The following is a 14,131-nucleotide window of genomic DNA, read 5'->3' on the forward strand; positions in this document are numbered from 1 at the left end:
TCGAATAATAAGTTATTCAACCACAATTTTTTTGGTTGACTTTCCTTTGTTGGTTTCTATTTCTATAAAATAGATGCCACTAGCCAAATCTTTGACATTTATTTTTAAGGTTTTTACTGAATATAAATATTGGCTTTGGATATTATAAATATTGACTTGTTTTAGCTCATAACCACTGTTTAAATGGATGTTTAAAACATCGTTAATGGGGATGGGGTATAACTTAAAATGATTTTTGTTAAAACTTTCTATTGATAACACAGCAAATAAATCGTAAATAACAACATTTCCTGTAATATTTCCATAACCATCATTAAATTGTCCTGCTACTGCTAAAGTAAAGCCATCTGCCGACAAACTTATATTTAAACCAGCCATTTCATTTATTTGATGACCATAAATATTATTATCTAATTCTACCCAACTTCCTGATATATTATTGAATATCCTTACATGACCAGTGTTTTCACCATTTTCGTCATTAAATGGCACTCCTACGGCAAAGGTAAATCCATCTGCTGATAAACTTAAATGTTCTCCAAATCTATTACCTGAAACTTTACCATTTACATTATCGCCTATTTGAATCCAATTACCTGAAACGTTTTCAAAAACACGCACATGACCTGAATCATCACCATTTTCGTCATTTTGTGGAGCACCAACAACTACTATATTTCCATTTGATGATAAACATAAACTAGCACCAAACCAATCTCCTTCAGCCTCTCCATCTATATCATTACCTATTTGGATCCAATTACCTGAAACGTTTTCAAAAACACGTACATGACCTGAATCATCACCATTTCCATCGTTGAACACTCCTCCAATTGCCAATATATTACCATCCGATGATAAACATAAACTATTTCCAAACCTGTCGCCCGTAGCCTCTCCAACTATATCATTACCTATTTGAGTCCAAACTTCTGATATATTCTTAAAAACACGTACATGACCTGAACTCATTCCATTTCCATCATTATGCAAGGCTCCTATAGCAACTATACTGCCATCAGAAGACAAACTTACTTTATGACCAAATAAATCCCCTTCAGCAGCACCATTTATATCGTTACCTATTTGAATCCAATTACCTGAAACGTTTTCGAAAACACGCACATGACCTGAACTCGTTCCGTTTCCATCATTAAATACAGCCCCTATTGCAACTATACTACCATCTGATGATAAACTTACACTAAAACCCGATCTGTCTTTTAAATCTTCTCCATCAATAGTGGCTCCTATTTGTTTCCATTCATTTAATTTATACTCAAAAATACTGACATGACCTGGGTTTGATTCATTATTTACACTATTAAAATGATCTCCTATAGCGATTATTTTACCATCAGAAGATAAACTCATACTTGTACCAAAATTATCACCAATTGTTTTTCCGTCAATTCCACTTCCTATTAAAGATTGCCCAAAACTCAATAGAGGGATTAACATAAAAAGTAAATACTTTTTCATACTTTAATATACATTATTAAGATTCTAAATATAAACCTATTCCTTTTTATTAAATAAGAATATTCGACAAAATGAGCAAAAACTAGACTTATCCACATTATACATTATATCAATAAATTCTTTTAAAAATTTTAAAAAATAAATGATGGTTATTATAGGGTGTTAATAGCGGTATAACTTTTTTAAATTTTATTTTGATTACAATAAGTTTACGTTCTATTAAGAGGTAATTAACATTGAAAATTATTTTAAAAGCTTCATATTTAACTTATTTCAAATTTGTGTTCACAGTTGTTAACAACCAAAATTAACCGGTTTTTATTCATAACTTTTAAAAATGTTGTGTTTATATATTTAAATTTTTAGACTGAAAACTTGTCCAGAAAAAATGAATTAAAAATTTGCTTTTTACCTTGAGGTTTTGGTTTTAAAAAATTATTGAATTATCCCAATTTTTGTTTTATAAAATAATGAACACTTATTAACAAGTAATGAATAATATCATTCACATGTTTATAATTATTACCTTTGTATTAGGTTATATTAAAACATAAAAAATGAATATTTCAATAGGAAACGACCACGCCGGAACCGATTATAAAAAAGCTATTGTTAAACATCTTGAAGCAAAAGGATATACCGTTAAAAACTATGGTACAGATAGGAATGACAGTGTAGATTATGCCGATTTTGTTCACCCTGTTGCTGATGATGTTGAAAACGGAAAAGCCGATTTTGGTATTCTACTTTGCGGTAGCGCCAATGGTGTTGCTATGACAGCAAATAAACACCAAAAAATACGTGCCGGTTTGTGCTGGAACAAAGAAATTGTTCATTTAATACGAAGCCATAATAATGCCAATATATTATGTATTCCCGCAAGATTTACAGCCATTCAACAAGCTATTGAAATGGTTGACGTTTTTTTAAATACCGATTTTGAAGGCGGCCGCCACCAAACTAGAATAGATAAAATACCGGTATCTTGCTAAATGCCACATAACCATTCCCATAATCACAGCCATAGCCACTCCGATTTAAAAGGTAGAAATCTTTTAATATCCATTTTACTAAACATCCTTATTACAGCATCGCAAGTAGTTGGTGGCGTGTTGTCCGGTAGTTTGGCTCTTTTAAGTGATGCACTTCATAATTTTAGTGATGTTTTGTCTTTGGTTGTTAGTTATGCTGCCAATAGGTTGGCAAAGAAACAAGCATCAATGCACCGAACATTTGGTTATAAACGCGCCGAAATTTTAGCGGCATTTGTTAATGCTTCTACATTAATTATTGTTGCGGTTTTACTGATTATTGAGGCGTTTAAAAGATTCAGAAATCCAGAAGAGATTGAAAGTGGTCTGGTTATTTGGTTGTCATTGTTAGGTATTATTGCTAATGGTTTAAGTGTACTTCTGCTTAAAAAGGATTCAAAATCAAACATGAATATGCGCAGTGCATATCTACACTTATTAACTGATATGATGGCCAGTGTTGCGGTATTAATTGGTGGTTTACTGATGAAATTCTATGAAATTTATTGGGTAGACAGCGCATTAACTTTAACCATTGCCCTTTATCTTATCTATATGGGTTACGATTTATTAAAAACATCAACTAAAGTATTGATGCTTTTTACACCAGATAACATTCCGATAAAAAAAATTGTAGAAGAAATAAACGCTTTTGAAAGTATTAAAAATGTGCACCATGTACACGTTTGGCAATTAAATGAAGACGAAGTGCATTTAGAGGCCCATATCGATTTTACCGAAGACATCACCCTTTCTGAATTTGACGCCATTTTACGTAAAATAGAAGATTTGGTTTTCTCAAAATATGATATCAACCATGTAAACATTCAACCAGAATTTGAAAAAGTTGATGCCAAAGATGTTATTGTACAGGATTGACAAATTTATTTGTCATGCTGAACTTGGTTCAGCATCTTTTTATTAATTATGCTAGAAATTAAATTAAAATCCTTTAAAGAATTAACCAAACAAGAACTTTATGATTTGCTTCAGTTGCGTAGCGAAGTATTTGTGGTTGAGCAGAATTGTGTTTACCAAGACATTGATGGAAAAGACGAAAAAGCACTCCATGTTTTAGGTTTTAAAAACAATAAATTAATTGCTTATTCCAGAATTTTTAAACCAGGAGATTATTTTGAAAAAGCCAGTATAGGCAGGGTAGTGGTTGCTAAAAAAGAAAGACACTATAAATATGGTTACGATATCATGAAAGCGTCTATCAAAGCTATTAAAATCCACTTTCAGGAATCTACGATAAAAATTTCTGCACAGTGCTACCTAAAACAATTTTATACCAATGTTGGGTTTAAAGCAATGGGTGCGGAGTATCTTGAAGATGATATTCCGCATATAGCCATGATAGGGTCGTTTTGAAATTTCATTGCCGTCATCGTTTTAATGCGAAATGACCTTTTAAAATTTCTTTGGTATTTAAAACGATAACATACCAATAACTATCAGAATTTAGCGGTTGGCCGTTAAATGTGCCGTCCCAGCCATTGGAGGTTGAGGATAAATATTTAAGCAATTTTCCGTGGCGATTATAAATGGTAATGTTATTTATTAAATTGTTGTTATCAACAACTTTCCAAATATCATGGCTGCCATCCCCATTTGGTGTAAAATATTTTGGAATAAAATAGTTGTTTTCCGCAATGATGACATTAAAACTCGATTCGCTGCTAAAGCAACTATTTTCATTGTAAATATAAACGGTTTGAGAACTTGGTATTACATCACCAGCATTTAAAGCCGTACCATTACCACCCGATTCGGTAAAATAACTGCCGTTGTTTATCATTGGTAAAGTATAACTTGTACCAATAAAATCTTCTAAAAATGAAACAGGAATAAAATCATTGCAATCTTCAATTCTACCAACATAGCCAGAGAAAGAATTTGGTAGCCAACCGCTATGATTTCCATTTACATCATCAACAACCACGCAATTTAAATAGGGATTGGAATCAAAGTTCACCGAAATAAAATCATTGTTATTGCCATTTCTTAAGTTTAGACTACAAAGTTGGTTATTGCTGCAATCTAAATCGGTTAAATTTGAATTGCTTGAAAGGTCTAAACTTGAAATGTTATTAAAAGAACAAAAAAGAACATCCAATCTAGAATTGTTTTGAAGGTCTAAGCTTGAAATATTATTTTGTTCACAGCTTAAGTAAGAAAGATTGGTATTTGCATCAATATTTAAATTTGATATTAAATTATTGCCACATTGAAACCGACTAAGCCCCGTGATATTAGAAACATCGATTGCATTTATTTTGTTTTCTTCACAAACCAAAACATTTAAAATGGTATTATTAGAAACATCTAAACTTGTTAGATTATTCATTTCACAACGCAAAGAAATCAATCCAGTATTTTGAGTGACATCCAGATTTGACAATTGATTGTTGAAGCACCACAACCTTATTAAATTAGCTTGACTGGTAACATCTAAACTAGATAATAGATTATTGCTACAATATAGTTCGGAAAGGTTTGTGTTGTTGCTGACATCAAGAGAAGGCAATAAATTATCTGAACAATCTAGATTTGTTAAGGCTAAAAAATCTTCAATGCCCGTTAAATCTGATATATTTTTCCCAACAAGGTCCAGATTAGTTATACCACTTATATTAGAGGTTAACACTAAATCATCAAGGGGTGGAGTATCAAAACCTAAATCAATAAGGGTTTGTTCAAAATTATCATCTGGAACAAAGGTGTTTTGGCAAACACTTATAAGGCTATTTAAACAAATGCAAAATAGTAAATAGGTTTTATAGGGCATAAGCTTTTAATTAGCATTGCCAACGTAGGTAATAAGTATTTCTACGCGTCTATCAAATTTTGGATCGCCACCAAGAGGAAATTTTCTTCGCATACCCAAATGGCGCATACGTTTTGGGTCAACCCCTTTTTTAACAAAATAATCGTAAACATATTTAGCCCGAGCTTCAGATAGGTTGCGTTGTTTGGTGCGTCTATCTACCGCATCCCGGGTATATTGGGTACAACAAACATGCCCTTGTATAGTGAAATAAATATCGTCGCGCTCAGCTAAAACCTTAGCTATTTCTTCTAATGTTTTTTTGGAAGCAGGTACTACGGCAGCATAACCTGTTTTAAACAATATGTTATTAAAAACGATTTTATCACCTTTTGAACTTTCCCTGATGAGATCAATAACATCTTTTTCTTTTGGCTCACTGCTATTCATCGCAAGAAGATCTTCTTTGGGTTTAGGTGGTTTTGGCTTAACAATAATTTCTACTTTTCTATTTAAGCCCCTGATTTTCAGTATATCTTTTTCTTCAACAATTTTTAGAAGAATTTCGCCTTTGCCATCAACATTGGTAATTAAATCCTCACTTATTTCATTGTTGGAAAAAATTACTTTTATAGCATCAGCACGTTGTTGTGAGAGTTTTAGATTGTAGTTATCCGCACCCCGATCATCACAAAAACCGAATATGGAGATAGACTCAATATCCAAATCATTTAAGGTAGAAATAAATAAAAGCAAACGGTTTTCCTCGGTTGGAGGAACAACGTATTTATCAGTATCAAAATAAACCTCGTGTTTTAATTCTTTCTGGGAAAAGCCAAACACGCTGTTTAGTATCAGTAATATTAATACCAATAATTTATTCATAGTAGGGTTTACAATAGGAGTTAAAGATACTATTTTTAATCGAAAACCATGCCAGAACCCTATAAACAGTGGTTTTTACAAGTTGAACACACATGTTACGAAACTAAAATACCAGTTTTTCCGATGAAAAACACCTTCATTTTACTTTAAAAAGCCTTGATAAGTAGATGGATTACTAAGAATTTCAGTTGCTTTTTTAATTTCAGCGTCATGAATTTTGTAATAATCGTAAAGGCCTTCCCTATATACATAACGCTTAACGATATCTTCGGTTAAAAGCTCCAACAAAAATTCTTTATTTTCATCTATAACACTTGTTTTTGATTGCTCTAAATTTGAAATCAACACCTTATAATCCTTTTCAATATCGTCATTCAACTCTTCTTTTTTAGCGGTTTCAAAAGCTTTTTTAAGTGCTTTTTCAGTATCAGTTTCAAATGAAAAATTGTTGGCTTTTAAGTAGTTTTTAAACTCAGTAAAGTCCTGATCTGAAAGCTTTAAGTTATTTATATCGTCGACTTTATGATTGTAATAATAGTTTGTGCAATAATCAAAAATTAAATTATTGCTAATGATGGCATTAGTAATAGGCGAGGTCTTATATGACCCCATAGCAACGTCTGGAAACACACCACCACCATCAAAAACCTTACGCCCGTTTTTAGTTTTAAACTCATGGTAATTTTCCTGTGAAATTTTAACTGCTTCCCCCTTTTCGTTTCTGTTCCAATAATCCAAAGCCTGAAGGCACCTTCCGGATGGGGTGTAGTATCTGGAGATGGTTATTTTTACTTGGGTGCCAAAGGCAACTTCCATGGGCCGTTGCACTAAACCTTTTCCAAAACTACGTGCCCCTACAATAACGGCACGGTCTAAATCTTGTAAAGCTCCCGAAACAATTTCACTAGCCGATGCACTTTTTCCATCTATTAAAATAACCAGTGGAATTTCCGTGTCTATGGGCTCGTTTTTTGTGGTATATGGACGATTGAATTGTTTAACCTTAGATTTTGTGGTTACCACCAATTGTCCTCTAGGCACAAAAAGGTTTACAATATCAATGGCTTCATTAACCAATCCGCCAGGGTTACCTCTTAAATCCAATATGATTCTTTGTGCGCCCTGGGCTTTTAAATCGCGTAGGGCATAATTGGTTTCGTCGTGTGCTTTTCTACTGAACCTGCTCAAAACAATATAACCTGTTTTGTCGTTGACCATTGAAAAATGGGGAACAGCCTTTATTTCAACTTCGGCACGATTAATAGTAGCGGTTTGTGTTTTTCCTTGTCGTTTATAGGTTACTTCTACCGATGTATCCGGTGAGCCTTTAAGTAAATCACCAGCATTTTCCTTATAGTTCTCAACCAATACATTACCCACTTTAATGATTTCATCACCAGCTTTTAAGCCAGCTTTATCTGCTGGGTAATCTTTATAAGGCTCAACCACCACCAACTTATCTTTAAGGGTTTGAATTTTGGCACCAATACCGGTATAATCGCCCGTATTGTTAATTCTTGCCTCTTCAACATCTTGTTCGTTCATAAAATTGGTGTAGGGGTCTAAATCTTCCAACATACTTTTTATGGCGGTGTCCATTAAATCTCCAGGGTTGGTTTCATCAACATAGTTCATGTTAAGTTCTTTGAACAACGTGGTAAAAATTTCGATTTGCTTGGCTATTTCAAAAAAGTCGTTTTTAAAGGCTGTGGTGCTAAAAAATATAATACTAGCCAATAATGGAATAATAATTTTCTTTTTGGATAATTTCATCATTTTTATTTTTATTGAATCCCTAAAGGTTCTCAGAAACTTTGCATAAAAATTTGGCAAACAAAAGGTTCATAAATTTTTCAATTTGGGCAAAAGTGGGTTTGTCTTTGCCAATGTACAAAATCATAAACGCATGTTGTGCTTTTAAATTGTTAAAATAAGTGGCTTTGTTTAAACGATAAGCTTCTCGCATTAAACGTTTTATGCGATTTCTGTCAACAGCGGTTTTAAAGTTGCGTTTACTCACAGAAACACCTGCTTTAGCCATTACCTCATCTTCAAAAGATGTTTTTAGATACACCAAACGCAGGGGAAATACCGAAACCGATTGCCCTTCCGCAAACAATTGGTCAATCAGTTTTTTGCCTTTTAATTTTTCTTTTTTAGGAAACGAAGCCTGCATAAACAATTTTATGAACACAAATGTAGCAATATCAATTAACACAGTAATTCACATTTTGCCATATGATAAAAATCATATTTAAAATGTGTGAATCCAAGTACTTTTAACTGTTTAAACCGTTATTAAAATTTGTGACTATGGGAGATTTGAATGTTGCTAAACTTAAAACAAAAAAAGATAGGGCCAACTACATACACCATCTGTTAAATGATATTAAGGCTTTAGATTTGATGTGTGAAAAAGGACTGATTGAAGATGGTCCGTTACGTATTGGGGCAGAACAGGAGTTTTGTATTGTGAACAATGAGTTTTTACCTGTAAATAAGTCGTTGGAACTACTTGAAGATATTAACGACGAACACTTTACTACGGAAATAAGCAACTATAATCTTGAAATAAACTTAGATGCCTTTCAGTTGGGGTCAGACAGTTTTTCTAAACTGCACGAACAGTTGGATGAATTGTTTAATAAAGCGAAGCAGGCGGCTTCCAAAAAGAATACAAAACTTATTTTAACGGGCATTTTGCCATCACTTTCAGTCAATAATGTAGATGAAAAAAGCATGACTGCGGTTGAGCGCTATTCCTTTTTGAACGAGGCCATAAAACAACACAGAAGGAAAAGTTTTGACATCCACATCAAGGGTGTTGATGAGCTTAATTTATTGCACGATTCCGTTATGTTGGAAGGTTGCAACACAAGCTTTCAAGTACATTTGCAATTAAGCCCAAAAACATTTGTTGACGACTATAATTGGGCACAGGCCATTGCGGGGCCAATTTTGAGTGCTTGTACAAATTCACCTATTCTGTTTGGTAAAGAATTGTGGAGCGAAACCAGAATTGCATTATTCACTCAAAGTATTGATACGCGGGCTAATTCCTATTTGTTGAATGAAAAACAGTCGCGCGTAAGTTTTGGCAATCATTGGCAAACAGGTTCCATTTCGGATATTTTTAAAGATAACATTTCAAGGTTCAGAAGTTTTTTAACCACCCATTTTATAAAGGATAGTGTTGAAATGATAGAAAACAATGAAACCCCAAAGTTGCGGGCACTTGGTTTGCATAATGGCACAGTCTATCCATGGAACAGGGTTTGTTATGGCGTCATAGATGGAAAACCTAACCTTAGGATTGAAAACAGATACCTTCCCTCGGGACCAACTACTATTGATGAAATTGCCAATATGATGTTTTGGGTAGGTGTTATGTTGGGTAAACCAAAAAAATATGAAAACATCCACAAACAGTGGGATTTTAAAGATGTTAAAACCAACTTTTTCAATGCAGCACGATATGGCTCCGCCACCCAATTTTATTGGAACGGTAAATATATTCCGAGTCAAGACCTTATTTTAAACGAACTGTTGCCCATGGCTTATAAAGGGCTCTATAGATATGGTGTAACGCCCAAGGATGCAGAGTATTATTTAAAGGTGATTAAAGACCGTGTTCGTGGAAACAATGGTTCAGAGTGGCTTACGAGAAACTTTAGAGCTTTATTACAAACCCATAAAAGATTTGAGGCCATGCAGGTGCTTACAGCAAATATGTACGAGAAACAAGAAAGGGGTTACCCCGTTTCAACTTGGGATAAGCTTTACCCAAAAAACGATGCAAAATTCATTAAGACCAAATTGGTGAAACACGCCATGAGTTCAGATATTTTTTCTGTTGATAAAAATGATAGCATTGAGCTAGTTTTAAATATTATGAAATGGAAGAACATTCACCACTTACCAGTTATAAACACCGATAGCGGTCTTGTTGGGCTATTAACTTGGACAGATGTTGAAACCTATTTGGGTCAACCGAAGAGACAGAATTCTAGTGTTTCCAAATTAATGAAAACAGAACTTTTAACAACAGGAGAATACACCACGTTGGAAGAAGCCAAACGGTTGATGACCGATAATGCCGTTGGTTGTCTTCCTGTTGTAAAGGATAACAAACTTGTTGGTTTAATTACGAAGAACGATTTAGACTAAAAAAACCAAGTAGTCAAATTTGCTTCTTCCATTAGAAAGCAGTTCAGCTAATTTAAGATAGCGCATCATGATTGATTTATATAGCAAAGCACTAAGTTCTAGTTTAAAAGTTGACCGAATATTGGGAAAAATAGAAGGCTCAGAACTCGGTCCTACGGTTGTTTTTTTTGGCGGTATTCATGGCAATGAAAATTCTGGTGTTTTTGCCTTAAAGGATGTGTTTCCTGGAATCAATGCGGCCTACTTAAAAGGAACTGTTTACGGCATTTCAGGAAATTTAAGAGCGTTAAGGGAACACAAACGATACATCGATCAAGATTTAAACAGGTTATGGACCAAGACCAATATAGAGGAAATTAAAAGCAAATCCATTCTAAACGCAGATGAAACTGAGCTAGTGGAATTACTTGATATATTGAATGCCATTTTAGAAAACGACCAGCCCCCGTTTTACTTTATTGATTTACACTCAACCTCAAGTAAAACGCTACCATTTATAACGATAAACGATGCTTTAATCAACCGAAAATTCTCTGAACAATTCCCGGTGCCCATTGTCTTAGGTATTGAGGAATACTTGGAAGGTCCACTTTTGAGTTACATCAATACACTTGGTTATGTGTCATTAGGATTTGAGTCTGGTCAGCATGATGATTTTTTTGCGATTACCAATGATATTGCTTTTATACATTTGGCATTGGTATATTCTGGTGTTTTGGAAGAAGAAGCGGTTATGGATTTTTCAAAATACTTCCAGCAATTAAAGCAGCAATCTGAAAACACCTTTGATGTTTTTGAAATAGTCTATTTACATACTATTAAACCGAAAGAGGAATTCAAAATGCTAAATGGTTTTAAAAGTTTTGAGCACGTTAAAAAAGGAACCAAGTTGGCTATCAGCAACGAAAAGGAAATTACCGCGCCTTCAAGCGGTAGCATTTTTATGCCCCTTTATCAAAAAAGAGGAGCCGAAGGGTTTTTTATTATTAAGCCCATTAAACCTTTCTTCTTAAAACTGTCCGCTATTTTAAGAGATATTAAAATAGATGGTTTTTTGGCACTATTGCCAGGTGTTTCTTGGGTAAATAAAAAAGAAGGAATTTTACAGGTAAACCTAAAAGTAGCCAAATTTTTCGCCAAAGCAATTTTTCATTTGCTGGGCTATAGAAATAGGCAATTAACTGAAACCCATCTAAGGCTTAATAACAGGGAACGTGTTGCACAAACAGCAATTTATAAAAAGGAGCCTTGGTATTAAAAGTCAAGAACTGTTAAAGAACTAGATTAATTTTTCTTTGCGTTCCGGATACGCTTTACATAATCTTTGTACAACTGTCGCCAACTTCTACCATTACTGTTGAGGTATTGCTCATTCTTAGTTTTATAAATTTCAAAAATGGCTGAAATTTGCTTCATACTTTTAAAATCTATTGCTATCTCACGAGCTTCTTTTAGGTTTTTTAAAAGCTCTGCATCTTCTTCGGGCGTCATATCGGTGACAATTTCACGATAGGCTTTCATTGTAAAAGCCACTTTGCCAATGGTGTATTTATCAAGAATAGTTTCAATCTGAGCTTCGGTTAAATTGGCTTTCAGAGTTGCCATTAGCGTTTCATGAACGCTTTTCGGCATGGCTGAATCTGCAATAATAGAACGGTCTAAATCTGATAAGGATTCGCCTGTTCTTGGGTTTATTCCAGCTGGTACGGTAGTGTATGGGTGACTATTGTGCCAATCCCTTACTTCTATTAGGTGGGTCGCAATAGCATTTGCAACATTGCTTTCTTTCTCGAAGTTCTCAAGATTTAATTCTTTAACCCAAGAACTTGCTTTTTCTAAAAGTTCTTCGTTTTGTGCTAAGCTAACATTGGCAAAGAATAGTAGCAGAGATAATATGATTACATTATATTTCATATTAAAAAGACCCAATTTTAACTTACATTTTGTTGTTTTCCTTTTTAATATCGGCCATCATATTTTTTGGATCTATTTCAACAGATTTTATTGATTTTGTGGTTTCAAAAGTATAGGTAGGAAAAGCCCAAGCCCAATCTTTAATAATGGTAGCGGCGGTGGGTTTTTCGCCGCGCATCATTTGTAGCGGAATATAAAAATCTTCGGAAGTTCCATCGTTGTAGGTTATGGTTAAATCTACGGGCATGGGCATTAATCCTATGCGCTCTAAGGTCACGCTGTTTTCATCTACAGACTTTACCGCATAATCAATGGTATTAATAGTACGTGTCCAATCGTTTAGATACCAGTCAAGCTCCAAGCCAGAAACCTTTTCGGCAACCCTAATAAAGTCATTTCGAGTAGGGTGCTTAAAAGCCCAATCTTTAAAATACTGTTTGATGGTTTCTTTTTGGTTGTCTTCACCTATCACGTAAGCCAACTGATTTAAGAATACATAGCCTTTGTAATAAGCCGATATCGCCGAAGACTGATTAAAATTAAAACGATCGGCATGCGTGGTTTGTGGCTGTTCTGCACCTGAATTTACGTAGTAATAATAAATATCATAAACACGCTTAGTGGGTTTTTCAAATGGTTTGTTAAAAATGGCAGATTCAGCCAATTCGCCAAAATATTCAGTAAAACCTTCATCCATCCAATAATTTGTCAATTCATTGGTGGCCAATAAAAACTGAAACCAAGAATGAGCCATTTCATGCGCCGTAACACCAAATAAGCCATTAAAATCACCTTCACCAACTATCAAGGTACACATACCATATTCCATACCACCATCACCTCCTTGAATAATGGAGTATTGTTCATAAGGGTATTGACCAATATTTTCGCTGTAAAATTGCATCAGTTCTACGGCTTTTGGTTGTAATTTTTTCCAGTTGTCGCGCTTTTCGTTGGTCATGGTGCTTTTATACAAAAAATGCAACAGCGGTCCATTGGGCACTTGTTTGGTGTCGTGAATGTAATTAGGGTCTGCAGCCCAAGTAAAATCATGTACATTTGGTGCCACAAAGTGCCAAGTTAATTTTTCTGAATTTGGTTTTTTCACGACATCGGTTTCATAGCCATGACCAATTTCATTGGGGTTTTGGAGATAACCAGTTCCGCCAATGGTATACGTTTTATCGATGGAGATTTTTACATCAAAATCACCCCAAACACCATGAAACTCTCTACCAATATATGGGTCGGCGTGCCATCCTTCATAATCATATTCAGCCAATTTTGGATACCATTGCGCCATTGACAAGGCTACGCCCTCACTATTATTTCTTCCAGAACGACGAATTTGCACAGGAACTTGTGCATCAAAAAGCATATCAAAAGTTACGCTTTCACCTGATTTTATTGGCGTGGCTAAACTTACCTCCAAAACGGTCCCAACGGTTTCGTAGTCTAACTCTGCGCCGTTTTGTTTTAGAGAATTTACCTTTATATAGCCAATTTCATCTGGTTTTAGTTTGCTTATGCGGTCCTTAACACGTCCGTCAGGGTCTGCTATGGTGCGCGAACGCACATCCATTTCGCTTTCAGGTTGAAAGGCGTTGAAATATAAGTGATAAAACACTTTATCCAACACGTCTGGCGAGTTATTGGTGTAAGCTAAGGTTTGTTTTCCTTTATATCGATAATTGTTCACATCCATGTCAATTTCCATTTTATAATCCACATGTTGTTGCCAATAACATGGATTAGAATTCGATACAACTTTTGGTAGTTTTGGAAGTTCGGGAGTATTGGGAGCTTCAACCCCTTGTGAACTACCACACGACAATAGAATTAAAATAGATAATAAGGAAACAAAAAAGCGATTCATAGACAT

At 34.5% G+C, this 14,131-nt stretch carries 12 protein-coding genes; 5 read left to right on the top strand and 7 right to left on the bottom strand.

Annotated features, from left to right (window positions below; translation table 11 throughout):
- Positions 1 to 12: 12 nt before the first annotated feature.
- Complete coding sequence (locus WJN01_RS03750; RefSeq protein ID WP_445195818.1) at positions 13 to 1,482, bottom strand: T9SS type A sorting domain-containing protein; 1,470 nt, start codon at positions 1,480 to 1,482, stop codon at positions 13 to 15.
- 557 nt (positions 1,483 to 2,039) lie between these two features.
- On the opposite strand from WJN01_RS03750, the gene rpiB reads away from it, so the two are divergent.
- Genes rpiB through WJN01_RS03765 form a run of 3 tightly spaced genes read left to right on the top strand, consistent with a single transcriptional unit; the run spans position 2,040 to position 3,887 of the window.
- Positions 2,040 to 2,474 (top strand): ribose 5-phosphate isomerase B, encoded by a 435-nt coding sequence (rpiB, locus tag WJN01_RS03755; RefSeq protein ID WP_445195819.1) that lies wholly within the window; start codon positions 2,040 to 2,042, stop codon positions 2,472 to 2,474.
- A complete protein-coding gene (locus WJN01_RS03760; protein WP_445195820.1) occupies positions 2,475 to 3,392 on the top strand; it encodes a cation diffusion facilitator family transporter in 918 nt (305 codons plus the stop codon).
- A 48-nt stretch (positions 3,393 to 3,440) separates the two neighbouring features.
- Positions 3,441 to 3,887: a GNAT family N-acetyltransferase gene (locus tag WJN01_RS03765; RefSeq protein ID WP_445195821.1), complete on the top strand. Its 447-nt coding sequence runs from the start codon at positions 3,441 to 3,443 to the stop codon at positions 3,885 to 3,887.
- 13 nt (positions 3,888 to 3,900) lie between these two features.
- Here the strand turns inward: WJN01_RS03765 and WJN01_RS03770 are convergent, their stop codons facing one another.
- The 4 genes from WJN01_RS03770 to rnpA all read right to left on the bottom strand — a co-directional run bounded on the left by WJN01_RS03770 (position 3,901) and on the right by rnpA (position 8,344).
- Positions 3,901 to 5,304: a T9SS type B sorting domain-containing protein gene (locus WJN01_RS03770; RefSeq protein WP_445195822.1), complete on the bottom strand. Its 1,404-nt coding sequence runs from the start codon at positions 5,302 to 5,304 to the stop codon at positions 3,901 to 3,903.
- Positions 5,305 to 5,310: 6 nt separating this feature from the next.
- On the bottom strand, positions 5,311 to 6,168 hold the full coding sequence (locus WJN01_RS03775; RefSeq protein WP_445195823.1) for an OmpA family protein: 858 nt from the start codon (positions 6,166 to 6,168) through the stop codon (positions 5,311 to 5,313).
- 141 nt (positions 6,169 to 6,309) lie between these two features.
- On the bottom strand, positions 6,310 to 7,944 hold the full coding sequence (locus tag WJN01_RS03780) for a S41 family peptidase (protein ID WP_445195824.1): 1,635 nt from the start codon (positions 7,942 to 7,944) through the stop codon (positions 6,310 to 6,312).
- A gap of 19 nt (positions 7,945 to 7,963) precedes the next feature.
- A complete protein-coding gene (gene rnpA, locus WJN01_RS03785; protein WP_445196295.1) occupies positions 7,964 to 8,344 on the bottom strand; it encodes a ribonuclease P protein component in 381 nt (126 codons plus the stop codon).
- 137 nt (positions 8,345 to 8,481) lie between these two features.
- Here rnpA and WJN01_RS03790 point away from each other — a divergent pair, with 137 nt between their 5' ends.
- On the top strand, positions 8,482 to 10,335 hold the full coding sequence (locus tag WJN01_RS03790; protein ID WP_445195825.1) for a CBS domain-containing protein: 1,854 nt from the start codon (positions 8,482 to 8,484) through the stop codon (positions 10,333 to 10,335).
- 67 nt (positions 10,336 to 10,402) lie between these two features.
- Positions 10,403 to 11,593, top strand: coding sequence for a succinylglutamate desuccinylase/aspartoacylase family protein (locus tag WJN01_RS03795; RefSeq protein ID WP_445195826.1), 1,191 nt, complete (start codon positions 10,403 to 10,405; stop codon positions 11,591 to 11,593).
- 26 nt (positions 11,594 to 11,619) lie between these two features.
- On the opposite strand, the gene WJN01_RS03800 is transcribed toward WJN01_RS03795, so the two are convergent.
- A complete protein-coding gene (locus tag WJN01_RS03800) occupies positions 11,620 to 12,249 on the bottom strand; it encodes a DUF3826 domain-containing protein (RefSeq protein ID WP_445195827.1) in 630 nt (209 codons plus the stop codon).
- Positions 12,250 to 12,271: 22 nt separating this feature from the next.
- Entirely contained in the window at positions 12,272 to 14,125 is a 1,854-nt protein-coding gene (locus tag WJN01_RS03805; protein ID WP_445196296.1) for a M1 family metallopeptidase, read from the bottom strand.
- Between the last annotated feature and the right edge of the window lie 6 nt (positions 14,126 to 14,131).

It is taken from the genome of Tamlana sedimenti (assembly GCF_038148895.1).
In the GTDB taxonomy this organism is placed as follows: Bacteria; Bacteroidota; Bacteroidia; order Flavobacteriales; family Flavobacteriaceae; genus Tamlana.